Source organism: Streptomyces sp. Ag109_O5-10 (assembly GCF_900105755.1).
GTDB lineage: Bacteria > Actinomycetota > Actinomycetes > Streptomycetales > Streptomycetaceae > Streptomyces.
This window is the reverse complement of record NZ_FNTQ01000001.1, coordinates 8,004,040-8,029,756: the sequence shown is the minus strand read 5'-3', so window position 1 is coordinate 8,029,756 and position 25,717 is coordinate 8,004,040. Positions and strand designations below refer to the sequence as shown.

21 protein-coding genes and 1 pseudogene are annotated in these 25,717 nt (G+C 75.2%); 13 read left to right on the top strand and 9 right to left on the bottom strand.

Annotation, left to right across the window (positions count from 1 at the left end):
• Positions 1-187 precede the first annotated feature (187 nt).
• From BLW82_RS36590 to BLW82_RS36580, 3 genes and pseudogenes are all read right to left on the bottom strand, one after another.
• Complete coding sequence (locus tag BLW82_RS36590) at positions 188-1,780, bottom strand: FAD-dependent oxidoreductase (RefSeq protein ID WP_177233182.1); 1,593 nt, start codon at positions 1,778-1,780, stop codon at positions 188-190.
• Positions 1,777-2,504, bottom strand: a pseudogene (locus BLW82_RS36585) (class I SAM-dependent methyltransferase). The gene BLW82_RS36590 and the pseudogene BLW82_RS36585 overlap by 4 nt, the downstream one beginning before the upstream one ends.
• A gap of 70 nt (positions 2,505-2,574) precedes the next feature.
• Complete coding sequence (locus tag BLW82_RS36580) at positions 2,575-3,822, bottom strand: lycopene cyclase family protein (RefSeq protein ID WP_093505835.1); 1,248 nt, start codon at positions 3,820-3,822, stop codon at positions 2,575-2,577.
• A gap of 350 nt (positions 3,823-4,172) precedes the next feature.
• On the opposite strand from BLW82_RS36580, the gene BLW82_RS36575 reads away from it, so the two are divergent.
• The 5 genes from BLW82_RS36575 to BLW82_RS36555 all read left to right on the top strand — a co-directional run bounded on the left by BLW82_RS36575 (position 4,173) and on the right by BLW82_RS36555 (position 11,124).
• Positions 4,173-5,627, top strand: coding sequence for a polyprenyl synthetase family protein (locus BLW82_RS36575; protein ID WP_256216063.1), 1,455 nt, complete (start codon positions 4,173-4,175; stop codon positions 5,625-5,627).
• Positions 5,624-7,399 carry a phytoene desaturase family protein gene (gene crtI / locus BLW82_RS36570; protein ID WP_093505833.1) on the top strand — a complete coding sequence of 592 codons (1,776 nt, stop codon included), beginning with the start codon at positions 5,624-5,626 and terminating at the stop codon, positions 7,397-7,399. Before BLW82_RS36575 ends, crtI begins: the two co-directional genes overlap by 4 nt.
• Positions 7,396-8,424 (top strand): phytoene/squalene synthase family protein, encoded by a 1,029-nt coding sequence (locus BLW82_RS36565; RefSeq protein WP_093505831.1) that lies wholly within the window; start codon positions 7,396-7,398, stop codon positions 8,422-8,424. The genes crtI and BLW82_RS36565 overlap by 4 nt, the downstream gene beginning before the upstream one ends.
• A complete protein-coding gene (locus tag BLW82_RS36560) occupies positions 8,421-9,428 on the top strand; it encodes a Rieske (2Fe-2S) protein (RefSeq protein WP_093505829.1) in 1,008 nt (335 codons plus the stop codon). Before BLW82_RS36565 ends, BLW82_RS36560 begins: the two co-directional genes overlap by 4 nt.
• A gap of 322 nt (positions 9,429-9,750) precedes the next feature.
• On the top strand, positions 9,751-11,124 hold the full coding sequence (locus BLW82_RS36555) for a cryptochrome/photolyase family protein (protein WP_093505827.1): 1,374 nt from the start codon (positions 9,751-9,753) through the stop codon (positions 11,122-11,124).
• Positions 11,125-11,432: 308 nt separating this feature from the next.
• On the opposite strand, the gene BLW82_RS36550 is transcribed toward BLW82_RS36555, so the two are convergent.
• The 4 genes from BLW82_RS36550 to BLW82_RS36535 all read right to left on the bottom strand — a co-directional run bounded on the left by BLW82_RS36550 (position 11,433) and on the right by BLW82_RS36535 (position 16,109).
• Complete coding sequence (locus BLW82_RS36550; protein WP_093505825.1) at positions 11,433-12,443, bottom strand: MerR family transcriptional regulator; 1,011 nt, start codon at positions 12,441-12,443, stop codon at positions 11,433-11,435.
• A gap of 79 nt (positions 12,444-12,522) precedes the next feature.
• Positions 12,523-13,119 (bottom strand): RNA polymerase sigma factor, encoded by a 597-nt coding sequence (locus BLW82_RS36545; protein ID WP_093505823.1) that lies wholly within the window; start codon positions 13,117-13,119, stop codon positions 12,523-12,525.
• Between the two features lie 150 nt (positions 13,120-13,269).
• Complete coding sequence (locus BLW82_RS36540; protein WP_093505821.1) at positions 13,270-15,393, bottom strand: MMPL family transporter; 2,124 nt, start codon at positions 15,391-15,393, stop codon at positions 13,270-13,272.
• A 152-nt stretch (positions 15,394-15,545) separates the two neighbouring features.
• Positions 15,546-16,109, bottom strand: a complete 564-nt coding sequence (locus BLW82_RS36535) for a MarR family winged helix-turn-helix transcriptional regulator (protein WP_371131517.1) — start codon at positions 16,107-16,109, stop codon at positions 15,546-15,548.
• 130 nt (positions 16,110-16,239) lie between these two features.
• Here BLW82_RS36535 and BLW82_RS36530 point away from each other — a divergent pair, with 130 nt between their 5' ends.
• From BLW82_RS36530 to mug, 7 genes are all read left to right on the top strand, one after another.
• Positions 16,240-16,659, top strand: a complete 420-nt coding sequence (locus BLW82_RS36530) for a GNAT family N-acetyltransferase (protein WP_093505819.1) — start codon at positions 16,240-16,242, stop codon at positions 16,657-16,659.
• 360 nt (positions 16,660-17,019) lie between these two features.
• Complete coding sequence (locus tag BLW82_RS36525) at positions 17,020-18,357, top strand: hemolysin family protein (RefSeq protein WP_093505817.1); 1,338 nt, start codon at positions 17,020-17,022, stop codon at positions 18,355-18,357.
• Positions 18,354-19,367, top strand: coding sequence for a hemolysin family protein (locus BLW82_RS36520; RefSeq protein WP_093505815.1), 1,014 nt, complete (start codon positions 18,354-18,356; stop codon positions 19,365-19,367). Before BLW82_RS36525 ends, BLW82_RS36520 begins: the two co-directional genes overlap by 4 nt.
• A 79-nt stretch (positions 19,368-19,446) precedes the next feature.
• Positions 19,447-20,229 (top strand): SGNH/GDSL hydrolase family protein, encoded by a 783-nt coding sequence (locus BLW82_RS36515; RefSeq protein ID WP_093505813.1) that lies wholly within the window; start codon positions 19,447-19,449, stop codon positions 20,227-20,229.
• Positions 20,230-20,239: 10 nt separating this feature from the next.
• Entirely contained in the window at positions 20,240-20,584 is a 345-nt protein-coding gene (locus tag BLW82_RS36510) for a DUF4326 domain-containing protein (protein WP_093505811.1), read from the top strand.
• Between the two features lie 73 nt (positions 20,585-20,657).
• A complete protein-coding gene (gene purB / locus BLW82_RS36505) occupies positions 20,658-22,103 on the top strand; it encodes an adenylosuccinate lyase (protein ID WP_093505809.1) in 1,446 nt (481 codons plus the stop codon).
• Positions 22,100-22,645, top strand: a complete 546-nt coding sequence (gene mug, locus BLW82_RS36500) for a G/U mismatch-specific DNA glycosylase (RefSeq protein WP_093508461.1) — start codon at positions 22,100-22,102, stop codon at positions 22,643-22,645. The genes purB and mug overlap by 4 nt, the downstream gene beginning before the upstream one ends.
• 4 nt (positions 22,646-22,649) lie before the next feature.
• On the opposite strand, the gene BLW82_RS36495 is transcribed toward mug, so the two are convergent.
• Positions 22,650-23,090 (bottom strand): hypothetical protein, encoded by a 441-nt coding sequence (locus BLW82_RS36495; protein WP_093505807.1) that lies wholly within the window; start codon positions 23,088-23,090, stop codon positions 22,650-22,652.
• A gap of 239 nt (positions 23,091-23,329) precedes the next feature.
• Here BLW82_RS36495 and BLW82_RS36490 point away from each other — a divergent pair, with 239 nt between their 5' ends.
• Positions 23,330-24,487, top strand: coding sequence for an ROK family transcriptional regulator (locus tag BLW82_RS36490; protein WP_093505805.1), 1,158 nt, complete (start codon positions 23,330-23,332; stop codon positions 24,485-24,487).
• An 88-nt stretch (positions 24,488-24,575) separates the two neighbouring features.
• Here BLW82_RS36490 and BLW82_RS36485 read toward each other — a convergent pair whose 3' ends face one another.
• The gene (locus tag BLW82_RS36485; RefSeq protein WP_093505803.1) at positions 24,576-25,337 is read right to left on the bottom strand and encodes a GntR family transcriptional regulator; all 762 of its coding nucleotides are present in this window, start codon (positions 25,335-25,337) and stop codon (positions 24,576-24,578) included.
• Between the last annotated feature and the right edge of the window lie 380 nt (positions 25,338-25,717).

Here is a 25,717-nt window from a genome sequence, read left to right as displayed (position 1 = left end):
CCCGCCGGGGCCGATTCGCTGTGGGCCGGGCCGGGCGGGTCCGGTGCGGTCCCGCGGGGCCGTTCAGTGCGGCCGCAGGCGCGCCGGGGAACCCGGGTACGGCACGCGGTGGAGCCGCTGCCGCCCGCCGGGGCCGATTCGCTGTGGGCCGGGCCGGGCGGGTTCCGGTGCGGTCCCGCGGGGCCGTTCAGGGCGGCCGCTGGCCGCCGGTGAGCGTCCGCCCCCGTGTGGCCAGAGCCCTGAGGAGCGCGCTCCGCCCGCGGTCCGGCACCGTCCACAGCGTCTGGCCCCGCACCCCCCACTGCTCCAGCAGGGCGTTGGCCGCGAGGAAGCCGCTCGTGGCCGCCCGTTCCATGAGCGCCACGGGCAGGCCGGTGCGGACCAGGTCGCCGGCCACGAACAGTCGGGGGTGCGGGGTGCGGACGGTGGGGCGGTCGCCGTAGCCGCCCACCGGGAACAGGGGGCAGTCCTCGCGCCACTCGTGACGGGCGTCGACCACCGTGGCCTTGGTGGTCTCCGAGTAGACGCGGTGCAGTTGCCCGAGGAGGCGCTTGTGGTCGACGTCCCGGGCAACTCCGGGCGGTACGGCGTAGGCGTGCAGTTCGACGACGGAACCGCCGGTGCGCGCGCTCCAGCGTGCCGCCTCGTCCTCGTAGCGTTCCAGCACGCTGATGTTGTCGAGGGTGCCGAAGCCGCTGGTGCCGAGGAAGCCGGGCCGGTCGGGTGCGACGGGCCGGTCCAGCCACACCCGGCTCACCAGGAAGGGCGGGGCGGTACGCAGCTGTCCGATCCGCTCGCGCCAGGGCGCGTCGCCCAGGTGCCCGCTGTGCTCGACCAGCGAGCGGAGCCCCGAACTGTCCAGGGCGAGGACGACCCCGTCGTAGGGCCGCTCGTCCCGTTCCGAGGCGACCACGAGACGGCCGTCCGGGGTGGGTGTGATGTGCTCGACGGCCGTGCCGGTGCGCACCTGCGCGTGGTGCCGGGCCAGGTAGCCGGCGAGCGGGTCCCACAGGGCGGCCGGAAAGGGGGCGCGGGGCACGTCGAACAGCAGGCCCTCGGCAGAGCCGAGGAAGTAGATGTGGAACATCAGTGCCATCTCGGCCGCCGACAGCTGACGCGGATCGGCGAAGAAGCTCCGGGAGAACACCTCGAAGGCCAGGTGCCGGGCGTCTGCGGGGAATCCCACGACGTCCAGGAAGTCGTGGGCGCTGGTGCCGTCCAGCTGGTCGTACACCTCGGGCACGCGCACGTCGAGCAGGGGCAGGGCCGCACGCGGAGCCATGGCGCGCAGGTCCGCGAGCCGGAAGGAGGGGCTCAGTGCCGCGAAGCCGAGCGCGCTGAGCGGCGGGGTGCGCGGGACGTGCCGGAAACTGTCGCGCAAGCCGCCGGCGTGCAGCAGCGGGTAGTCCGGAAGGCCGGTGAGGCGCTCCAGGCCCGGGTCGGTCCGGCGCAGCAGTCCGCGCAGGTTGTAGTACTGGCGGAAGAACGCGTGGAAGCCGCGGCTCATGGTCACCCTGGTGCCGTCGCGCAGTTCGGTCGGCCAGCCGCCGACCCGCCCGCCGAGGTACGGCCGCTTCTCGTACACGGTGACGGCCACCCCGCGCTCGGCGAGCGCGGTGGCGGCGGCCAGGCCGGCGATGCCCGCGCCGACCACCGCCACCGACGGCGGGCTTCCCTGCACCCGGGAGGCGCCGGGCCGGGCCGGCAGGATCCGGGCCCGGCGGTCGCGTCCCCGGCGCGCGGCGCCCTGGTGTGCGGTGCCCTGGTGTGCGGTCCTCATGCGTCCTCCCGGGGGCCGGGGGCCCGGCGCGCGACGAAGGTGTGGGTGATGCCGGTCTGCCAGCCCGGCAGGGGCAGGGCTCCCACCTGGTCGAAGCCGGCCGCGCCGAGCCTCCGCGCGAAGCGCCCGGCGGTGTCGAACTCGACCACGCTGCGCCACAGATGCCGGTACAGCGGCCCGTCCCCCAGCAGGGTCGCCACGGGCTGTACGACACCCCGGCACACCAGTGTCCACACCGCGCGATCGGCGCGCCGCCCGCGGAGGGCGTACTCGTGCACGGCGAGCCGCCCGCCCGGCCGCAGCAGCCCGTGCACGGCGGCGAGGACGGCGTCGGGATCGGTGACGTTGCGCAGGAGGTAGGCCGCGAACACGGCGTCGAAGGGGCCGCGCACCCCGGCCTCGGACAGCCGCTCGGCGGGGGCGTGCACGAAGGTCACCCCGTCCGCCCACGGCTTGGCCGCGGCCCGCCGGAGATGCCGGCCGAGGCGTCCACGGCCGTGACGTCGGCGGCGGGCAGGACGCGGCGCAGTGCGGCGGTGGAGGCGCCGGTACCGCAGCCGAGGTCGAGCAGGCGCAGCCCCTGCCCCCGTCCGGGCAGGCCGAGCCGCCGCACCGAGCGGCGCAGGTGGGCGTGGTAGCCGGGGTTGACGGCCACGAGCGTGTCGTAACTGCGGGAGGCGTGGTCGAAGGCGGCGGCGAGGTCGTCGTCGCGCAGCAGCGTCATGCGGTCTCCGTCGGGAGGAGGTGCGGGGCGGGTGGGTCCGGCGCGAGGCGGGCGGCGCCGGCGACCGGGGTCAGGCGGGCGGCGGATGCGGCTCGGTGGCGGAATGCGCCGACGGATGCGGCGGCGCGGGTGGGTCGAAGGGGCGGCGGGGCAGTCGGGGCAGCTCCAGGGCGGAGCGCAGCATCGGGCCGACGGGCGCGTGCAGGCCGATGCGCAGGTCCTCGTGCAGGCGGGTGCCTCCGTCGAGGAAGCGCAGCAGCCGTGCCATGGGCACGCGGGCGAACAGCCGGCCGAACAGTTCCGGGCCGTCGGCGCGGCCGCTGTCCAGGGCCCGCAGCAGGACGGCGTCCATGGCGCGGGAACGCGCCGAGTGGGCGGCGGGCGGCATCGGGCGGCGTCCGCGGCGCAGGGCCTCGGCGACGGCAGTCGTCTGGCGCTGCAGTCCGGCGAAGGTGTACCCGGTGGCGGGGCGGGTGGCTCCGCCGGCGGCGCCGATGCGGAAGACCGAGGCTCCGCTCTGCCGGGGGATCGGCGCGTCGGTCATCGGGATGACGCCGGTCTCGGTGGCCAGGACCTGCCGTTCGCCGATCCGCAGCACCTCGTCGGCGTAGTGCCGTACGGCGGCCTCGTAGCGCTCCCGCGTGAGGACGTGCCGGGAGAACTCGGTGTACTCCACCAGCGCCTCGCACGGCCCGGTCGGCAGGACGTAGCCGAAGGACAGGCCGTGGTCGGGCTGCGGGGTGCGGAAGTCCATCAGCTCCACGACGGCCGGGTCGAAGGCGGGCCGGGCGGTGCGCACGAACCAGCCGTGGAAGTGCTGGAGCAAGGTGGTGCGTGCGGCCGGCAGGCTGCCCGGTGGGCGGGAGTCGAGGACCCAGCGGGCACTGAGCAGCCGCGCCCGGCCGTCGGCCTCCCGCAGGTGGAGGTGCGTGCCACCGGGCACGTCCTCCACCGCCTCGACAGTCGCTTCCAGGCGCCGGACGTTGGGGCTGCGGGCCAGGTCCCGGGAGACCAGGCGCTCGAAGTCGCCGGAGCGGATCATGCGGTAGCGCAGCGGGGCGATCCCCCCTTCGACCGGGGCGCCGGTGCGCGGGCGCACCCGCAGCCGCTGCCACTCGGCTCGCACCGCCGCGTCGAACCGTCCGGGTCCCGCCGCCCAGTAGCACCAGGTCCGTGGTGGCGGCCGCAGCGGTCCGGGCGGCGCGTCGACCAGCACCACGGACGGTGTCCGCAGGCCCGGCACGCTTCCGGCGAGCCGGTGGGCCAGCGACAGCCCGGCGGCGCCCGCACCGACGACGGCCACGTCAGTCTCCGGCACGGCCTCTCCTTTCCTCTGCTTCCTCGGCTTCGCTTCCTCGGCGTTCCGGTCCGGTCCGCGGGCGACTCGCGACGGCGGGTCCTGCGGCGAGGCCGCGCTCCGGACGGGCGGTCGGCGGACACGGCGCCCGCTCTCGGCTGCCCCGGCCTGGTCTTCCGGATTGTGTACCCCGGCGGATGCAGGCACCTCCCTGACGGCGAGCGGCCGAACGCCGGAGACGGCACGGTGGAGTGGGCGGCCCCGGTGGCCGCCGCGATCGCGTGACACGTGCGCGCATCCGTCCGCGCCGCCCGCGCCGAAGCAGACGGGTGACGGGAACGACGGACACAGACACGACGGAGGGAACCGGTATGCGTCCCACGCACGCGAAGGACCACCCCGCAAGCGCGCCGCCGCGGCCGATGGCGGCCGCGCCCGTGGCGGCACTTGCGCGCGGGCCGGTGGCCGACGGCGGAGAGGGACCCGGCAGGACCGAGGCGGGCCCGGTGGCGGGCGGACCGCTGCCCGCCGGGTCCGCCGAGGTGCGTGAGGTCGACGCCGATGTGCCCGGCGCTGTCGGCCGGATGCTCGACCATGTGCTGGCGGAGCGCCTGCGCCGCGCCCGGCTGGCGGATCCCCTGTTCACCGAGGAACTGGCCGAACGAGTGGCGCGCTTCACTCTGCAGGGTGGCAAGCGGACGCGCGCGCAGTTCGTGTGGTGGGCCTCGCGGGCCTGCGGGGGCCGGGACCCGGCGGCCGCGGCGGCGGCCCTGCACATCGCAGCCGCCCTGGAACTGCTCCAGACGTGCGCGCTCGTCCACGACGACGTGATGGACCGGGCCTCGCTGCGGCGTGGCCGGCCCGCGCTGCACACGGACCTGACCGACAGGTTCGCCGGCGAGGTGGGACCCGAACGGGCCGGGCGGTTCGGGCAGTCGGCGGCGGTCCTCGCCGGGGACCTGGCGCTGGCCTGGGCCGACGACCTGGTGGCGGAGTCGCCGCTGGCGCCCTGGACCGGGGTGGTGGTGCGGCGGCTGTGGAGCGACATGCGCACGGAGATGGTGGCGGGCCAGTACCTGGACGTACAGGGCCAGATCACCGCGGCGCGGTCCCTGCCCCGCGCGCTGCGCGCCGCCCGCCTGAAGAGCGCCCTGTACTCCGTGGAGCGGCCCCTCGCCCTGGGGGCCACCGCGGCGGGCGCGGACGATCTGACGCTACGTCGGCTGTGCGAGGCCGGACGCTGTGTGGGCATGGCGTTCCAGCTGCGCGACGACCTGGACGACGTTTTCGGCGACCCGCTGGAGACCGGCAAGGCCTGCGGCGGCGACATCCGGGAGGGCAAACCGACCTATCTGGTCGCGGTCGCCCGCGCACGTGCCGAGACGGCCGGCGACGGCGCCGCACTGGGCGTCCTGGACCGCTGGCTCGGTGCCGCGGCGCTCACCGGGCGAGGTCTGGACGAGGTGCGGGACGTGCTGGTCGCGACGGGGGCGCGCGCCACCGTGGAGAGCAAGATCGACCGGCTTGCCGCGCAGGGGCTGCGGCACTTCGACGGCGCCCTGCTCGACCCGGAAGGCGCCGGACCCCTGCGCGCCATGCTGGCGGCGGCGGCCGGGAGGCGGTCGGCGGAAGCCGGACCGGGAAGAGCCGGACCGGGAAGGGCCGGCCCGGGCGAAGCCGGACCGGGCGAAGCCGGACCGGGCGAAGCCGGACCGGGCGAAGCCGGACCAGAGGAAGCGCGGCCGGGGGATGCCGTCCTACGCCGGCGGGCCGTGCACGGTCCCTACGCGTCCGGTGCCCGCGGCGGTGCGGGGAGTGGCCGGTGACCCGCACCCTGCCCGGTCCCACGGACCACGTGGTGGTCGTCGGCGCCGGACTGGCCGGTCTGTCGGCGGCGTTGCACCTGCTGGGTGCCGGACGCCGGGTCACCGTCGTCGAGCGCGACAGGCTGGCCGGCGGCCGGGCCGGACGCCTCGACCTGGCCGGCTACCGGATCGACACCGGCCCCACCGTGCTGACCATGCCGGAGCTGGCCGACGAGGCGTTCGCCGCCGTCGGCGACAGCCTGTACGAGCGGGTCGAGCTGATCCCCCTGCACCCCGCCTACCGGGCCCGCTTCGCGGACGGCAGCAGCCTCGACGTGCACACCGGCGCGGACGCGATGGCCGCGGAGGTGGAACGCTTCGCCGGAGCGGCGGAGGCGGCGGGCTACCGGCGGCTGCGCGAGTGGCTCCAGCGGCTGTACCGGGCCCAGATGGGCCGGTTCATCGACGCCAACTTCGACTCACCGCTCGGTCTGCTCAACGGCGACCTCGCCCGGCTGGCGGCGCTGGGCGGCTTCGGCCGCCTGGACGCCCGGATCGGCCGCTTCCTGAGCGACGAGCGGCTGCGCCGGGTGTTCTCCTTCCAGGCCCTGTACGCGGGTGTGCCCCCGGAGCGGGCGCTGGCCGCCTACGCGGTCATCGCCTACATGGACACCGTCGCCGGCGTGTACTTCCCCCGGGGCGGCATGCACGCCCTGCCCCGGGCGATGGCGGAGGCGGCCGCCGCGGCAGGCGCCGATCTGCGGTTCGGGCAGCGGGTGACCCGTCTGGAGCGGTCGGGCGAGCGTGTCACGGCCGTCGTCACCGACACCGGCCGCGTCCCGTGCGACGCGGTCGTCCTCACCCCGGACCTGCCGGTCGCCTACCGCCTGCTCGGCCGCCGGCCGCGCCGACCGCTCGGACTGCGCCACTCTCCCTCGGCGGTCGTGCTGCACGCCGGCACGGACCGGACCTGGCCCCAGCTCGCCCACCACACGATCTCGTTCGGCGCGGCGTGGCGCACCACGTTCGACGAACTCACCCGCGCCGGACGGCTGATGAGCGATCCGTCGCTGCTCGTCACCCGCCCCACCACCACCGATCCCGGCCTCGCGCCGCCGGGCCACCACCTGCACTACATCCTCGCTCCGTGCCCCAACACCGACATCGGCCCGGGCGCGGCGGCGTGGTCCGACCTCGGCCCGCGCTACCGGGACACGCTGCTGCGGGAGCTGGAGCGGCGCGGACTGGACGGCATCGAAGCCGCCATCGAGGAGGAGTGCCTGATCACCCCGGCCGACTGGCACGCCCAGGGGCACGCCGCCGGCACCCCCTTCTCCGCCGCCCACACCTTCGCGCAGACCGGGCCGTTCCGGCCGCGCAACCTGGTGCGCGGCACCGAGAACGCGGTCCTGGCCGGCTGCGGGACCACGCCTGGCGTGGGGGTGCCCACCGTGCTGCTGTCGGGGAAGCTGGCCGCGGCCCGTGTCACGGGCGTACCCGGCCGTCGAAGCCGTCGCGCGCGCCCCGCCGCGACCGCCGCCACCGGCCCGACCGGTGCCCCGGCCCCCACGGGCTCCCCGGGCCCGTCCGTGTTCCGGCCTGCCGGGCAGCGGTCCGCGGCCGTCCGCCCAGCTCCTGAGGCACCTCGCGACCGCTTCTCCGCCCCGCTGGAGCCGCGGGCCTCCTCGCCGGACTCCCCGGCCGACCCCTCGGCCGCCGCACAGCGGCCTCCGCTGCCGGAAAGCCCTCCGGCCGACCCGCCGGCCCCCGCGACCGAAGGCAGGACACGATGACCGACCGAGAGCTGGACGCGGCGGGGATCAGCGACGCGGCGCTGCGCGCGGCCTACCGCCACTGCCGCGCCCTCAACGCCCGGCACGGCAGGACCTACTTCCTCGCCACCCGGCTGCTGCCCGTCGAGCGGCGGCCCGCCGTGCACGCCCTGTACGGCTTCGCCCGCTGGGCCGACGACATCGTCGACTCCCTCGACCCCGGCGCCGGACCCGACGTGCGGGTGCGGGCGCTGGCCCGGCTCCAGGAGGACCTGGAGGAGGGGCTGCGGCAGGGCGGCGGACAGCCGGTGGTGCGCGCGCTCGCCGACACCGCCCGCCGCTACGCCATCGACCACACCCACTTCCGGGACTTCATGGCCGCGATGCGCTCCGACCTGGTCGTGACGGCCTACCCCACCTACGCCGACCTGCGCGCGTACATGCACGGCTCGGCCGCGGTGATCGGGCTCGAGATGCTGCCCGTACTGGGCACGGTGGTGCCGCGGGAGGAGGCCGCGCCGTACGCCGCGGCGCTCGGTGTCGCCTTCCAGCTGAGCAACTTCCTGCGGGACGTCGGCGAGGACCTGGACCGCGGGCGCGTCTACCTGCCCGCCGACCTGCTCGCCGCCAACGGCGTGGATCGGGAGCTGCTGGCCTGGAGCCGCGCGACGGGCCGCCCGGACAGCCGGATCACCGAGGCGCTCAGGGAGTTCGAGGCGCTGACCCGCGGCGTGTACCGGGCGGCGATGCCCGGTGTCGAACTGCTCGACCCGGTGGCGCGGCCCTGCATCCGCGCCGCGGCCGTCCTCTACGGCGGCATCCTGGACGCAGTCGCCCGCGACGGATACGCCGTGCTGCACCGGCGGTCGGTGGTGCCGCGGCGACGCAGGGCGGCGGTCGCGGCCGACGGGCTGGTCCGGGTGGCGGCGGCCCGGCTGCGCGCGCGGACCGTCCCCGGACACCGCCCGCCCCCTTCCGCCCGCGCCCTGCCCGCAGCCGCGTCCTCGCCGACGGCGGCCGTCCGCTCCACCGAGGAGGTCGCGTGAACCGCCGCCGCCTGCCGCTGTCGCTGCGCCGGACCGCCGTCTCCTGGGAGCGTCAGCGGCCCACCTGGCAGGAGGCGCGGCCCGGGCTGATCGCCGGGGCGCTGAAACGGGCGCAGGCCCGTCCGTCCGGGAACTGGTACGTCGTCGGGGCCTCTAGCGCCCTGCGGGGCGACGGCAAGCTGGCGCGGACCGTGGCGGGGCAGGAGGTCGTGGTGTGGCGGGGTCCCGACGGGCGCCCCGTCGGCGGGCCGGGTATCTGCCCGCACCTGGGAGCACCGCTGCGGGACAGTCCGGTGCGCTGCGGCACGCTGGTGTGCCACTGGCACGGACTGGCCCTGGACGGCGGCCCGTACGGGGGCTGGTCGCCGCTGCCGGTGCACGACGACGGGGTACTGGTGTGGACCCGGCTGGACGCGGTGGGCGGCGAGCAGCCGCTGGACGCACCGGTCGTCCCGCGGCGGCCCGAACCCGCGCGCACCCTGGCGGCCGTGTACACGGCGGTGGGGGTCTGCGAGCCCGAGGACGTGGTGGCCAACCGGCTCGATCCGTGGCACGGGGCGTGGTTCCACCCCTACTCGTTCGTCGACCTGACCGTGGTGGACGCACCCGGCGGCCCGGCCGGCGCGGTGGACGACGCCCCGGACACGCTGACCGTCGACGTGTCCTTCAAGGTGGCAGGGCGGCTGGTGGTGCCGGTCCGCGCCGTCTTCACCGCGCCCGAACCCCGCACGGTCGTCATGCGCATCACCGAGGGCGAGGGGGCGGGCTCCGTCGTGGAGACACATGCCACGCCGCTCGGCGCGGACGGGACGGGCCGGCCGCGCACCGCCGTCGTCGAGGCGGTGCTCGCCGCCTCGCACCGCCCGGGTTTCGCGGCCGCCCGCCGGGCCGCACCGCTGCTGCGTCCCCTGGTGCGCGCCGCCGCCGCGCGGCTGTGGCGGGACGACCTGGCCTACGCCGAGCGCCGCTGGCAGCTGCGGTCGACGGGCCGCTTCCCGGGCTGAGCGGCGACTGGCTTCGCACGAGGAGGCGGACACGCGTGAGTCCGGTTCGGCGCGAAGGATCTTCCGCCGGGTGGCCCCGTGCCCGGTCCAGGCGTCGGTCGGCTCGCCCGGAGGACGGACCGGATTCCGCACGGCCCGTCCTCCGGGTGACGACGCCGCCTCCTCGCCGGGTGCCTGACGCCTTCCGGGACATGGCCTCGCCGGCCGCCGCGGATGCGTCGGCACCCGGACGGGGGACTTCCGGCGGCTCGCCGCATCCGGCAGCGGCCGACGGGGCGAAGCCATCCCAGAGTGTCCTCACAGGAAGTGGAAGCGAGTCCCCATGCAGACCTCGGTCGTCGTGTTCACATGTGATCTGCGCCTGTCGGACCACCCTCCGCTGCGCGCGGCCCTGCACGGCGGAGGCCGGGTGGTACCGCTGTTCGTACGTGACCCGGCCGTGGACGCGGCGGGATTCGCAGCGCCGAACCGGCTCGCGTTCCTCTCCGACTGCCTGCGGGACCTGGACGCCCGGCTGCGGGAGCGGGGCGGCCGACTGGTGCTGCGTGAGGGCGACACCGTCACGGAGGTGTGCCGGGTGGCCGCCGAGGCGGACGCCGACGAGGTGCACATGGCGGGTGACGTGAGCGCCTTCGCGCACACGCGCGAGCGGCGGCTGCGCCGGGCGCTGGAGGCCGACGGGCGGCGCCTGTACGTGCACGACACGGTCTGTACGGCCGTGGCGCCGGGGGCGGTGACCCCGGCCTCCTCCGACCATTTCGCGGTCTTCACGCCGTACTACCGCCGCTGGTCCGCGCAGGGGCTGCGGGATGCGCTGGACGCGCCGGGCGCGGTCGCCGTGCCGGAGCAGGTGGGGTCCGCCCCGCTGCCGAAGCGCGGCGACGTGAACGGGGTGTCGCCCGGGCTCTGCGCGGGCGGTGAGACCGAGGGACGGCGCAGGCTCACCGCGTGGCTGCGCTCCGGCGTGGCCCAGTACGAGGAACGCCACGACGACCTGGCGGGCGACGCCACCTCCCGGCTCTCCCCCCACCTGCACTTCGGCACCCTGTCACCGGTCGAGGTGGTGCACCGGGCCCGCAGGGCCGGCGGCGCGGGCGCGGAGGCGTTCGTACGGCAGGTCGCCTGGCGCGACTTCAACCGACAGGTGCTCGCCGCACGCCCCGACGCCGCCGCACGCGACTACCGCACCCACCGCGACCGGTGGCGCGGCGGGAGGGACGCGGAGGCGGACGCGCAGGCGTGGCGGGAGGGACGCACCGGCTACCCGATCGTCGACGCGGCGATGCGCCAGCTGCGCCACGAGGGCTGGATGCACAACCGGGGGCGGCTGCTGGCGGCGAGTTTCCTGGCCAAGACGCTGTACGTCGACTGGCGGGTGGGCGCCCGGCACTTCCTGGACCTGCTGGTCGACGGCGACATGGCGAACAACCAGCTGAACTGGCAGTGGATGGCCGGCACCGGCACCGACACCCGGCCCAACCGGGTGCTCAACCCCGTCACCCAGGCCAAGCGGTACGACCCGGACGGAGCGTACGTGCGGCGCTGGGTGCCGGAGCTGGCGGAGGTGAAGGCGGCCTCCGTGCACGAGCCGTGGAAGCTTCCGGCGCAGGAGCGCGCGAGCACCGGTTATCCCGAGCCGGTGGTGTCCCTGGCGGAGGGCCTGGACCGCTTCAAGCGGGCCCGGGGGCGCGCCTGAGGGCCGGCCGCAGGACATCCGCCACCCCTCGTCGAGCGCGCAGGCCACACCCAACACCCAGCGCATGCCCGCGCACCGCCGGCCGGACACGGGGACTTCCCGTACCGGCACCGGCGGCTGCCGTCCGGCGATGCCCGCATGCCACGCGCGGTGCGCGGCCGGTACCGGCTCGGCGGCCTCGACGAGGTGCCGCGGCAGGAGAGGGGCTGCGCACGAGCGAGGCGCCCGCCGTGACGGGATGGGCCCCCGACGGCTCGGGATCGCGGCCCGGCGCACCGCGGTGGGCTGACGGGAACGCGTCCGTTGGCTCACCCGGCGGTGCACAGGGCGCGCAGCGCCTCGACCGCCTGCGCCAGTCCGGCCGGCCTGAGCACGCCGGCCGGCTGGGACCGGCTCCAGCCGGGGCCGCCCAGCAGCACCGCCGGACCGCGCCGCGTCCCCTTCATGCCCCAGCGCTGCCCGGCGATGTGCCGGGCCAGGGCCGGAGCCGCCCGTGCGCTCTCCTGGGCCCACAGCACGACCGCGACCGGACCGAGCCGGCGCACCGCCGCGTCCAATGCCTCGACGGGCACCGCGGCTCCCAGCATGCGTACCGGCAGACCCTCGCGACCGAGCGCCGCGTGCAGCGCCTCCAGGGGCAGGGTGTGCTGCTCCCCGGGCGCGCAGGCCAGCAGGACGCAGCCGGCCGCGGGCGGGACCACGGGGACGGCCGGCGCCGCGCTGCGGCGCAGCACGGTGGAGACGTGCCAGGCCAGCAGGTGCTCCACTTCCACGTACTGGTCCTCGGAGGACGCCCAGCGGCGTCCTACGGCGTGCAGGGTGGGGACCATCACTTCCTGCCACGCGACCACGACGCCGTAGCGCTCGACGGCGGCGGTGAGCTGCTTCTCTAGCGCAGGGGCGTCCAGCCGTACGGCGGCGCGGGCCAGCCCGCGGCATTCCTGACGGACGTCACCGAGAGGCAGCGCGCCGGCCGCCCGCGACCGCCCCTGTGGGGCGGTCGGAACGGCGGCGGCCTCGGCCGCGGAGGGCGGGCCGGCGGCGACCGTACGGGCGGCGCGGGCCGCGTCGGCCGGCGGGACACCGGTCGCCGTCAGCCGGCACATCTCCTCGATCGTGGCCACGTCCGCCGCCGTCCAGCGACGGTGCCCGCCCTCGGTGCGCGCGGTCGGTCCGATGCCGTAGCGGCGGTCCCACGAGCGCAGGGTCATGGGCGACACGCCGAGGCGGCGGGCCAGCACACCGGTGGTCAGACCGGCGCCGCCCGGTACGGCGGGCGGCTCGGACGGAGGCTGCCCAGTGACGTTCACGCTGGTCATGTGTTTCTCTCCCCGGCCTGGTTCCGGTCCGGCGCACCGGAGCGGGCTCCGCCCGCTCGCCGGTGCGCGAGCCGTCCGGTCAGCGTGCGCGCTCCACGGCCTCGGCGTCCAGGTTCCGGCCCAGGCGCTGCAGACCGCGCCGGGCGTGACTCTTGACCGTACCCAGCGGCCAGCCGGTGACGTGGGCGATCTGCGTCTGCGTCAGGTCACCGTAGAACGCCAGGCACAGCACCCGCCGCTGGGCCTCGGGAAGCCGGCGCAGCTCCCGGGTGACGTCCACGCGGTCGAGGACCGTGTCCTGGGTGTACGACGGATCCGGCGAGCGGGCCGACTCGCGCGCCGCCGCCGCGGCGACGTCCGTGCGCCGGGTGCGGGCGGACAGCGCATCGGCGATCTTGCGCCGGGCGATGCCCACGAGCCAGGCGGGCAACGGCCCACGGCCCGGACGGTATCCGTGGCGGCCGCGCCAGGCGGCGAGGAACACCGTCTGGGTGACGTCCTCGGCCTCCGCACCGTCGCACAGCGACTGCCGGGCCAGGGACAGGACGAGGGGTGCCCAGCGACGGTAGACCGCCTCCAGACCGCTCTCGTCCCCGGCCGCGAAGCGCAGGGCCAGATCGTCGTCCGGGTCCGCCGTGGGCCTGGGCGGGGCTTCGGTCACAGCCATTGCGGTCATCCGGTTGCTCCTTGCGCGGGATGGTTCCCTGCCTCACCGCCACGGTCCGTCCGGCATCCCGGCGCCAGCAACTCGCATCGAGTCTGCATCGAGTTCTCTCGGGCGGCCCGCCGAGCCGCCGAGCCGCCCTGGCCGCCCGGACCGCGCCCGTCAGGCGCCGTTCTCCCCCCGGAGGAAGGCTCGGGGTCGCCGCTCCGGTGCGGCTGAGCGGCCGTCCGGCTCCCCCGGCCGGGTGGGCCACCACACGCGGTCCCCGGCGTCCCGCACGAGCGCCGGGACCAGCAGGGAGCGCACCACCAGGGTGTCCAGCAGCACGCCGAAGGTGACGATGAAGGCGATCTGGACCAGGAAGGCGAGCGGAATCACGCCGAGCGCCGCGAAGGTGGCGGCGAGCACCGCACCGGCGGAGGTGATGACCCCGCCGGTGGTGACGAGCCCGCGCCGAACGCCTTCGGCGGTGCCGCGCCGCAGGGTCTCCTCGCGGACCCGGGACATCAGGAAGATGTTGTAGTCGACGCCGAGGGCGACCAGGAAGACGAACCCGTAGAGCGGCACCGACGGATCGGTGCCGCGGAAGCCGAACAGGTCACGGAAGACCAGCGCTGCCACGCCGAGGGTCGCGGTGAAGTTGAGGGCGACGGTCAGCACCAGCAGGACGGGCACGGCGAGGGAGCGGAGCAGCAGCACGAGGATGGTCAGGATGACGGCGAGCACCACCGGGACGATGACGGTACGGTCGCGTTCGGCCGCGCGCAGGGTGTCGTACTGCTGCGCGGTGTAGCCGCCGACCAGGGCCTGCGCGCCGGGCAGCGCGTGCAGCGCCGTGCGCAGCCGGGCCACGGTGTCGCGGGCGGCCTGCGTGTCAGGAGCCGCGTTCGCGGTCGCCTCGAATCCGACCCGTCCGCCCGCCACGCGCGAACCGGCCGCCGGACGGCCCTGGGCGCCCGCCGCGGTCACCGCCGCGATGCCGTCGGTCTCACGCAGGGTCCGCTCCACGCGGTCGGCGGAGGCGGCGTCGGCGAGGACCACCACCGGGGTGCCCGCGCCGGCCGGGAAGTGCCGGGCCAGGGTCTGCTGGGCGGCGACGGACGGTACGTGCCGTACGAACGTCTCGTCCAGCGGCACGCCCCGCGAGTCCAGGGTGAGCGCGCCCGCCGAGCAGACGAGCAGTCCGGTCAGGGCGAGCGCCCACACCCGCCGCGGCGCCCGGTCGACCAGGCGCGCGATGCGCTGCCACAGTCCGGTGGCGCCGGCCCCGCTCGCGGACCTGGCCGGCCAGTAGGCGAGGCGGCCGAGGACGGCCAGGACGGCCGGCAGGAAGGTCAGCGCGCTCAGGGCCGCGCAGACGATCCCGACGGCGCCGACCGGCCCGAGGGCGCGGTTGTTGGTGAGGTCGCTCAGCAGCAGGGCGCCCAGACCGAGGGCGACGGTGCCGGCGCTGGCCAGGACGGCCGGCGCCGAGCGGCGCAGGGCGGCGCGGGCGGCGGCGTGACGGCCCCGCCCGGCGGCGAGCTCCTCCCGGCAGCGGGCCGTGACCAGCAGCGCGTAGTCCGTCGCGGCGCCGATGACGAGGATGGACAGGATGCCCTGCACCTGCCCGTCCACGCGCACCAGACCGTGGTCGGCCAGGGCGTAGACGACGGCACACGCCAGCCCGAGGGCGAAGACCGCGCCGGTGATGACGACGAGCGGCAGCAGCAAGGAGCGGTAGACCAGCAGCAGGATGACCAGGACGGTGGCCAGGGCGACCGCGAGCAGCACCCCGTCGATGCCGGAGAAGGCGTCCGCCAGGTCGGCCTGGGTGGCCGCCGGTCCGCCCAGCTGCACCCGGGTACCGGGCACCGTCTCGGCCGCCGCCCGCACCCTGTGCAGCGCGGGTGCGAGCCGGTCGCCCAGATCGGGGCTCAGCGGCACGACGGCCTGGAGGGCGGCGCGGTCCTGCGAGGGCAGGGCCGGGGAGGGGGATCCGGCCGTCCCGGGCGCGCCCGCGAGCGCGGCCATCGCCGCGGTGGCCGACCGCTGCTGCCCGCTGACGGCGCCCCCGCCGTCGGCGGTCCACACCACGATCACCGGCAGGGACTCGCGCTGCCGGAAGGCGGCCTGCTCGCGCAGGACGCGGGTGGACTCGGCGCTGCGCGGCAGGAAGGCGGCCTGGTCGTTGGTGGCGACTTCACCGAGCCGTCCGGCGAAGGGCCCCAGGAGCGCCCCGACCACCAGCCATACGGCGATCACGGCGAACGGGGCGAGCTTGCGGATGCGGCGGTGCGGCGGCATGGGACTCCTCGGGACGACGGACAGCGGGAGAAGGCTCAACCATGAACAATCTCAATGATTGAGTAATAGCAGGGAGGGTGTTTCACCGCTGCTTCTTGTCGGGCCGGGGCTCCGGATGCACCCTGCCGCCTCCCCCGGACGCGGACAGCGCCTCAGCGGCCGGCAGGATCCCCGGGCACCTGGGCCAGGGCGTCGTTCAGCGCGGTCAGGAACCGCAGGGCCACGGTCAGCTCGTCCGCGCCGAAGTCCGCGCCGACCCGGCGCAGAGCGTCGGCGAGAGGACGGAAGTGGGTACGGGCGGCGGCGCGGGCGTCGTCGGCGTAGTGGAGGTGGACCACGCGGCGGTCGGCGTCCTCGCGCACCCTGCGGACGTGCCCGGCGCGCTCCAGCCGGTCGACGCAAGCGGTGACCGCGCCGGAGGTGAGGCCGAGCAGGGCACGCAGCCTGGTGGGGGTCATCGGCTCGGGAGCGTCGAGGATGGCTGCCAGCGCCTGCACGTCGGTGGCGTGCAGGTTCTGCCGGGCCGCGTACTGCTGGACGACCCGACCGATCTCGCCGTGCATGCGGCGCAGCTGCACCGCGAAGGCGGACAGGTCGCCGGGGAAGGCGGGGAGGTCACCGGGCCCGGCGGCCGCGGCGTGCCGGCCACCGGCGGCAGGGGACGCCCCCGCGGCGGCCCCTCCGCGCCGCCGCGGCGGGTGCCCTCCGCCCGTCACCGTGTCCACCGGCGCATCGTACCCGGGCGCGGGTCACGGCCGGCCCGCATACGTATCCGGTACGCCGACCGAAAGCCCCGCCGGCAAACCCGTTCGCCGGACGGGCGGGCGCTCTGCTTGGCTCACCCCCATGAGCGATCTCCGCATCCGTCACGCCACCTTCCGGGACATCGACACCGTGCTGCGGTTCTGGCGTGACGCCGCAGAAGGAACGAGCATCAGCGACGACCACGACGGAGTGGCCGGGCTCATCGCACGAGACCCGGAGGCCCTGCTCCTGGCCGTACGCGACGACCTCCTCGTGGGAACCGTCATAGCCGGCTTCGACGGATGGCGATGCTCCGCCTACCGACTGGCCGTCCGTCCCGGCCTCCGTCGGCAAGGCATCGCCACCGCCCTGCTGCAGGCCGCGGAACAACGCTTCGCCGCCCTGGGCGGGCGACGCGTCGACGCCATGGTCCTGGAAGCCAACGAACGGGCTCACCACACATGGGCCGCGCGCGGCTACCTCCGCGAGGACCACTGGCGACGCTGGGTGAAGCCCCTCTAGGTCCAGGCGGCGGCACGCTCGCGGGCGCGAAGGCTGTCAGGGAGCGGTGCGCCCGGCCGGGCGGGCCGTGCGGAAACGCGGTCGTGTCGGCCAGCCACGAGACCGGCCACCATGCCGGCGCGCCGCCGGGTACCTGCCGCAGCGCTGGGTACCTGCCGCAGCAAAAGAGCGGCGGGTGGGGCCCGGCGGAGGGCACCGAGTCCGACCCCGCTTTGCCGATCCTTTACCATTGGGGAGTCGACCGGTACCTCCATGAAAGGTGTGTGAGCGTCCAGCCATGGGCGAGCCTCCCAGTCCTGTCCGTAGGCAACGCCGCGCGGTCCCGACCGCCCTGTCCGACCATGGGACGGAGGTGACCCGATGACCGAAGTGCTCCTCCTGCTGGTGGCGATCCTGCTGTCGCTCGCCTGCGGCGCCTTCGTCGCGGCCGAGTTCTCGCTGACCACCGTGGAGCGCGGCGAGCTGGAGCGTGCCGCGCAGCGCGGCGAGCGCGGCGCGGCCGGCGCCCTCAAGGCCGTACGGAACCTGACGTTCCAGCTGTCGGGGGCGCAGCTCGGCATCACGGTCACCAACCTGGTCGTCGGCATGCTCGCCGAGCCCTCGATCGCCAAGCTGCTGGCCGGCCCGCTGGAGGCGGTGGGCATCGGGGCGTCGGCGGCGAGTTCGCTGGCGCTGGTGATCGGCACCGCGCTGTCCACGGTGTTCCTGATGGTCGTCGGCGAGCTGGTGCCCAAGAACTGGGCTATCTCCTCGCCGCTGACCGTGGTCAAGCGGGTGGGCAACGCCCAGCGCTGGTTCAGCGCGGCCTTCCGGCCGTTCATCACCCATCTGAACAACACGGCGAACCGGCTGGTACGGCGGCTGGGCATCGAGCCCACCGAGGAGCTGGCCTCCGCCCGCGGGCCCCAGGAGCTGGCCGCACTGGCCCGGCACTCCGCCAGGCAGGGCGCGCTGGAGCCGGACACCGCGGAACTGTTCGTGCGCACCCTCAACCTGGCCGATCTCACGGCCGAGAACGTGATGACCCCGCGCGTCCAGGTCGTCGCCCTGGACGTCAGGGCGACCTGCGAGGACGTGGCGAACGCGACCCGCGCGACCGGCCTGTCCCGCTTCCCGGTCTACCGGGACAACCTGGACTCGGTCGTCGGCACCGCCCACATCAAGGACATCGTGACCCTGCCCGTCGAGGAGCGGGCCCGGACCCGGGTGGCCCAGGTGATGCGCGAGCCCCTGCTGGTCCCCGAGTCCCTCACCGTCGACCGCCTCCTGGACCGCCTCGGCGGCCGGCGCACCATGGCCGTCGTCATCGACGAGTACGGCGGCACGGCCGGGGTCGCCACCCTGGAGGACATCGTCGAGGAGGTCGTCGGCGAGGTCCGCGACGAGCACGACCCGCACGAGACGCCCGACCTCGCCCCGGCCGGCGCCGACGCGACGGGCCGCGCGCTCTACTCGGCGGACGGCGCGGCCCGCATGGACCAGCTCGCCCGCGTGGGCCTGCGGGCGCCCGAGGGGCCGTACGAGACGCTGGCCGGGCTGATCGCGGCCCAGCTGGGCCGGATACCCGAGACCGGGGACACCGTCGAGGTCGCCGGGTGGCGTCTCGACGTGGTGGACGCGTCGGGGCGGCGGGCGGCCCGCGTGCTGCTCCACGCACCGCCCGCCGACGGGACGACGGAGCGGGAGGGGCAGCGGTGACCGCCGTCCAGTTGCTGATCGGTTTCGCGACGCTGGTCGTGAACGCCTTCTTCGTCGGTGCCGAGTTCGCGCTGATCTCCGTGCGCCGCTCCCAGATCGAACCGCACGCGGAGGCGGGCGACCGGCGGGCCAGGAGCGTGCTGTGGGGCCTGGAGCACGTGTCCGCGCTCCTTGCCGCCGCCCAGCTCGGCATCACGCTGTGCACGCTGGTGCTCGGTGTGGTCGCGGAGCCCGCGATCGCGCATCTCCTGGAGCCGGTGTTCCACGCGGTCGGCGTGCCCGCGAGCGCGGGCCACGTCGTGTCCTTCGTGATCGCGCTGTCGCTGGCGACCTACCTGCACATGCTGCTGGGCGAGATGGTGCCGAAGAACGTGGCGCTGGCCGAGCCGGTGCGCAGCGCGCTGCTCCTCGGCCCTCCCCTGGTCGCCCTGTCCCGAGCGCTGCGCCCGGTGATCTTCACGGTCAACGCCTTCGCCAACGGCCTGCTCACACTGCTCCGGGTGGAGACCAGGGACGAGGTCTCGGCCACCTTCACGGACGCCGAGCTCGCCGAGATCGTCAAGGACGCCAGTGAGGCGGGCCTGATCGACGACCGGGCCCAGGAGCGGCTGCACGACGCCCTGGAACTGGGCCGCCGGCCGGTGCGGGACGTGGTGGTGCCGCTGGAACGCGTCGTCTACGCGCGCGTAGGCGTCACCCCGGAGGAGCTGGAGCGGCTGTCGGCCGAGTCGGGCTTCTCCCGCTTCCCGGTGGTGGACGAGGGGCGGCGGATCGTCGGCTACCTGCACGTCAAGGACGCGCTGGACGCCTCGCCCCGGGACGAGCCGTTCCGGCTGCGGGACATGCGGCCGATCGCGCGGGTGCGGGAGGAGACCCCGCTGGACGACGTGCTCACCGCGATGCGCGGCAGCCGCACCCACCTGGCGGGCGTGCTCGGCGACGACGGGCGGCTGGCGGGCCTGGTGACCATGGAGGACGTGCTGCGGGAGCTGTTCGGGCAGCATGCGTAGGCCGCACCGGCGGAGGGGCCGGCGCCGGAGGGAGTGACCGACCGGCGGGTATGCGCCTCGGGATACCATCTCTGTCGCCATGCAGAAGAACCCGGTGCCTCCCGCACACTCCAGCCTGGTCGCGATCGGCGACTCCTTCACCGAGGGCATGTCGGACCTGCGGCCCGACGGCTCCTACCGGGGCTGGGCGGACCTCCTCGCCGCCCGGATGGCCGCCCGCACCCCCGGCTTCCGCTACGCCAACCTCGCGGTGCGCGGCAAGCTGATCGGACAGATCGTCGAGGAGCAGGTCGACGTGGCGGTCGCGATGCGGCCCGACGTGATCACGCTGGTCGGCGGCCTCAACGACACGCTGCGCCCCAAGTGCGACATGGTCCGGGTCCGCGACCTGCTCACCGAGGCGGTCGAGCGGCTGGCGCCGGCCTGCGAGCAGCTGGTGCTGATGCGCAGCCCCGGCCGCCAGGGCCCGGTCCTGGAGCGGTTCCGGCCGCGCATGGAGGAGCTGTTCGCCGTCGTCGACGAGCTCGCCGGTAAGCATGGTGCCCTCGTCGTCGACCTGTACGGGGCGCCCTCGCTGGCCGACCCCCGGATGTGGGACGTGGACCGGCTGCACCTGACGGCGGAGGGGCACCGCAGGGTCGCCGAGGCGGTCTGGCAGACCCTCGGCTACGACCCCGAGGACACCGGGTGGCGCACGCCGATCCCGGCCACGGTGCCGCCCGGCTGGGTCGCGCGCCGCGTCGCGGACGCCCGCTTCACCCGGCAGCACCTGCTGCCGTGGATAGGCCGCCGCCTCACGGGCCGCTCCTCCGGCGACGGCCGCGCGCCGAAGCGCCCGGAGCTGCTGCCGTACGAGGCGTAGGGTCACCGCCGTGCCCACCCGGGTGATCAACGTCAGGGGCCGCATCCACGAGTTCGGCCCCCGGCTGGAACACGCCCCCGCGCACGTCGTCTACGTCGGCCGCCGCTGGACGATGGGCGGCTGGGATCTCCCCCGCCACCCCCTGTACAACCCCTTCGCCTACGACACCCCGAAGAAGAAGCGGGACGGCACCCGGGCCGAGGTGATGGCGATGTACCGGGCGTACCTGCTGGAACGGCCCGAGCTGCTGGAGCTGGTGGCCGGCCTGCACGGGAGGACCCTGGCCTGCTGGTGCGCGCCCGAGCCGTGCCACGCGGACGTACTGGCCGAGCTGGCCGGCGTCCAGGAGCGGTGACGCGGCTCTCGTACGTTCGCACGAGCGGGCCCGCGGGGCTGGCCTGCAGGAATCGCCAGTAGAATCCGTACACGTGACTTCAGCCGCGCCCGCCAAGCCCCGCATTCCGAACGTCCTCGCCGGACGCTACGCCTCCGCCGAGCTCGCCACGCTCTGGTCCCCCGAGCAGAAGGTGAAGCTGGAGCGGCAGCTCTGGCTCGCCGTGCTGCGGGCCCAGAAGGACCTCGGGATCGAGGTGCCGGACGCGGCGATCGCCGACTACGAGCGGGTGCTCGACACCGTGGACCTGGCGTCGATCGCGGAGCGCGAGAAGGTCACCCGGCACGACGTGAAGGCGCGGATCGAGGAGTTCAACGCCCTCGCCGGCCACGAGCACGTGCACAAGGGCATGACCTCCCGGGATCTGACGGAGAACGTCGAGCAGCTGCAGATCCGGCTCTCGCTGGAACTGATGCGCGACCGTACGACGGCCGTCCTGGCCCGTCTGGGCAGGCTGGCCGGCGAGTACGCCGAGCTGGTCATGGCCGGGCGCTCGCACAACGTGGCCGCCCAGGCCACCACCCTCGGCAAGCGCTTCGCGACCGCCGCCGACGAGCTCCTTGTGGCCTACGGCCGCGTCGAGGAACTCCTCGGCCGCTACCCGCTGCGCGGCATCAAGGGCCCGGTCGGCACCGCGCAGGACATGCTGGACCTGCTGGGCGGGGACGCGGCGAAGCTGGCCGAGCTGGAGGACCGGATCGCGCGGCACCTCGGCTTCTCGCAGGCGTTCACCTCGGTCGGCCAGGTGTACCCGCGCTCGCTGGACTACGAGGTGGTGACCGCGCTCGTGCAGCTGGCCGCGGCGCCGTCCTCCCTGGCCAAGACGATCCGGCTGATGGCCGGGCACGAGCTGGTCACCGAGGGCTTCAAGCCGGGCCAGGTCGGGTCCTCGGCGATGCCGCACAAGATGAACACGCGGTCCTGCGAGCGCGTCAACGGCCTCATGGTGATCCTGCGCGGCTACGCCTCGATGACCGGCGAACTGGCCGGTGACCAGTGGAACGAGGGCGACGTGTCCTGCTCGGTGGTGCGCCGGGTGGCCCTGCCGGACGCCTTCTTCGCGCTCGACGGACTGCTGGAGACGTTCCTGACGGTCCTCGACGAGTTCGGCGCCTTCCCGGCCGTCATCGCCCGGGAGCTGGACCGCTACCTGCCGTTCCTCGCCACCACCAAGGTGCTGATGGGCGCGGTGCGCGCCGGGGTCGGCCGGGAGGTCGCGCACGAGGCGATCAAGGAGAACGCCGTCGCCACCGCGCTCGCGATGCGCGAGCAGGGCGCCGAGCGCAACGACCTGCTCGACAAGCTCGCCGCCGACGAGCGGCTGCCGCTGGACCGCGAGCAGCTGGCGGCGCTGATGGCCGACAAGCTCTCCTTCACGGGCGCGGCCGCCGCCCAGGTCGGCGTCGTCGTCGGCCGGATCGAGGAGATCGTCAAGCAGCACCCCGAGGCCGCCGGTTACACCCCCGGAGCGATCCTCTGACCCGCTTCACCCAGGCGGAGCTGGAGGCCGCCCGCGACCGGCTCGTCCCTGACGTGCTCGCGGACGGCCTCCACGTCCTGTTCTGCGGCATCAACCCGGGCCTGATGACGGCGGCCACCGGCCACCACTTCGCCCGTCCCGGCAACCGCTTCTGGCCGGTCCTGCACCTGTCCGGCTTCACCCCGCGGCTGCTGAAGCCCGCGGAACAGGGCGAGTTGCTGTCGTACGGGCTCGGCATCACGAACGTGGTGGCGCGGGCGACCGCGCGCGCCGACGAACTGAGGGCCGCGGAGTACGCCGAGGGCGGGCGCCTGCTGACGGAGAAGGTGACGCGGGTGCGCCCGAGGTGGCTGGCAGTCGTGGGCGTCACGGCCTACCGGGCCGCCTTCGCCGACCGCGGGGCCCAGGTGGGGCCTCAGGAACGGACGATCGGGGACACCCGGGTGTGGGTCCTGCCGAACCCCAGCGGCCTGAACGCGCACTGGACTGCGGCGACGATGGCGGAGGAGTTCGGGCGGCTGCGGGCCGCCGCGGAGGGGTAGCCGGTCACGGCGGGTCCAGGACCGTGACGACGGCCAGCAGCTGAAAGGGCAGCTCGCGGTCCCACTGGGAGACGCCGAGGCCGACCCGGCGTCCGGTGTCCGTCCGCCACAGCTGCACGTCCGGCACGTGGTCGCAGAGGTGCGCCCACGGTTCGCCGACGTCCTCGCCGTCCATGGCACGCTCCAAAACGCTGTCCAGACCGACCACCTGCGCAGGCCCCCACCGCTCGCCGAGCCGTTCCCCCAGCGCGTCCCGGTCGGCCTCGAACCGCGCCTCGGTCTCCTCCCACTCGCTTCCGTCGTCCTCGTAGAAGTCGCCGCTCGTCTCCAACGCGGCCATCAGGTACCCCGGTCCGCCGGTGCCGACATCGGTCCGGCCGTGTTCCGCCGGGAACTCCCGGGCGCACAACTCGTCGATCAGGGCGAGGCACTTCGCGATGTCCATGCGATCCAGTGAAGCGGGGGCCACTGACACCCGGTCGATCGCCGGGCCGCGCGCCTGCGCGGAGCGGTGACCCCGGCTCGAAAACGGCACGCACCGGGGACGGCGGCGTACGGGTCGGAATCCGCCGGGCCCTGCCGATCGCGCATCTGCGGCAGATCGGGGGCGTCCGGCACTCGCCGGGGTCGTCGGCGTCGAAGTACGATCCGGCCAACGTGCAGGGCTAGCAGGGAGGACGGACGTTGGCGGGGTTGACCGGCGGTGATCCGTCTCTGCTGCGAAGGATCAATTCCGCAGTGGTGCTGCATGCGTTGCGGGCCACCGACTGTGCGACGCTCACCGAGATCACCCGGGTGACCGGGCTGTCCCGGCCGACCGTCGAGGGGGTCGTGGAGGGGCTCATCGAGGCCGGACTGGTCGTCGAGACGGTGGCCGACGAGGGCGCCACCCGGAAACAGGGGCGGCCGGCGCGGCGGTTCCGGTTCCGCGCCGAGGCCGGACACCTGCTCGGCCTGGAGATAGGCCCGCACCGCGTCGCCGCCCTCCTGTCCGACCTGGACGGGCGGGTGCTGGGGGCGCAGGCCAAGGAGGTCGGCGAGACGGCCGGCGCGGACGAGCGGCTGGAGCGGCTGCGCACCGCCGTCGCCGAGCTGCTGCGCCGGGCCGGGGTGGCGCGCAGTTCGCTGCGGGCCGTCGGGGTCGGCACGCCCGGCATCGTCGAGGCGGACGGCCTGGTGCGGCTGGGGACCGCGCTGCCCGAGTGGACGGGACTGCGACTCGGCGAGCGGCTGAGCCGGTCCTTCAAGTGCCCGGTCCTGGTGGAGAACGACGCCAACGCGGCGGCGGTGGCCGAGCACTGGAAGGGCGCCGCCACCGATTCCGACGACATGGTGATGGTGATGGCCGGGCTGAGTCCGGGCGCCGGATCGCTGATCGGCGGGCGGCTGCACCGGGGGTACGGCGGGGCGGCCGGGGAGATCGGCGCGCTGCATCTGCTTGGCCGGGAGGTGACCCCGGAGACGCTGCTGTCCACCACGGACGAGCCACTGCACCCGCTGGACGAGCAGGCGGTCGCCGAGGTGTTCGCGCTGGCCCGCAAGGGGGACGCGCGGGCGCGGGCGGCCGTCGACCGGTTCATCCAGCGGCTGGTCCACGACGTGGCCGCGCTGGTGCTGGCGCTGGACCCGGAGCTGGTGGTGATCGGCGGCTGGGCGGCCGGTCTGGACGGCGTCCTGGAGCCGCTGCGCCGGGAGCTGGCCCGGTACTGTCTGCGGCCGCCCCGGGTGGCGCTCTCGCTGCTCGGTGAGGCGGCGGTGGCGACGGGCGCGCTGCGGCTCGCCCTCGACCACGTGGAGGAACAGCTGTTCGCGGTGGACGGAACGGTCACCGCGCGCCGCTGAGCGGCTGTGCCGGGCCGGGGACACGTCGCGCCCCGGACCGCGCCCCGGAGGCTGGTCCGGGGCGCGGTCCGGGCGTCCGGCGCGTTGGCTAGGAGGCCTGCCGCTCGGGGCCGTGGTGGATCTCCACGCCGCCGGTGTCACCGAAGGTCAGCCGGCAGGTGTCCGCGCGGTAGGTGGCGACGGAGAGCGCGGCGGTACGGCCGGCGGCGAGGAACCGGGTGGTGACGACGAGCACCGGGGCGCCGGGAAGACGGTCGAGCTCCTTGGCGTCGTCCGCGCGGGCCGAGCCGAGTTCCACGGCGCGGTCCTGGCCCTCGAGCTCCAGGCGCTGCAGCTCACGCAGGACCGCACGCGCGCGGGCCGCTCCGGACGGCGCGTCGATCGCCGTCAGCTCCGGGACCGAGTCCGCCGGGATGTAGAGCAGCTCGGCGGCGACGGGCTGGCCGTGCGAGACGCGGGAGCGGCGCACGATGTGCACGGGCTCCTCGGGGCCGGTCTCCAGGGCGGCCGCGACGGCGGCGGGCGGCACCGCGAGGGTGCAGTCGCCGGGCTGCCATGCGTCCCCGGCGGCGCCGGGCCAGGCGTGCTGGTCGGTGCCGACCGCCACGCCCACGCGCGGGGGCGCGACCGTCGTGCCGACACCGCGGCGGCGCTGCAGCCGGCCCTCCAGTTCGAGCTGTTCGAGGGCCTGGCGGAGGGTGGCGCGGGCCACGCCGAAGCGGGCGGCGAGGTCGCGCTCGTTGGGCAGGATCTCGCCGACCGAGAACTCCGAGTCCAGTGCCTCACTGAGCACGGTCTTGAGATGCCAGTACTTCGGTTCCGGCACCGATTCCAGCTGCGTGGTCCCCACCCTGTCCTCCGCAATCGCCGTGGTCCGGCGGCGTTTTAGCGCCCTTGTTTATTAAAGGTTGTTTTACTTATCTGCGACCATAGGGCGGCACGGACCCTTGGTCAAGACCAATCCTCGATCCCTTGACCTACGCATAGAAAGCGGTGCCACAGAGCGTTCACGAGGCGTTCGCGCGGGTGCGTTTTCGTGACATGGCGGCAAAGCTCCCGTCGCTCGGCGGGAGGCGCCCGGAGCAGGGCGAGCGGCGGCCGGCGCCGCGGGCGGCGGCCGTCTCGTGTCCGACACGTCCTCGCATGTCAAGGCTGAATCGCGGCGCGTCTCGCACCCTCGGCCCAGAATGATCCGGAGACCGCTCGCGACCGGTGATCCCGGTACGGAGG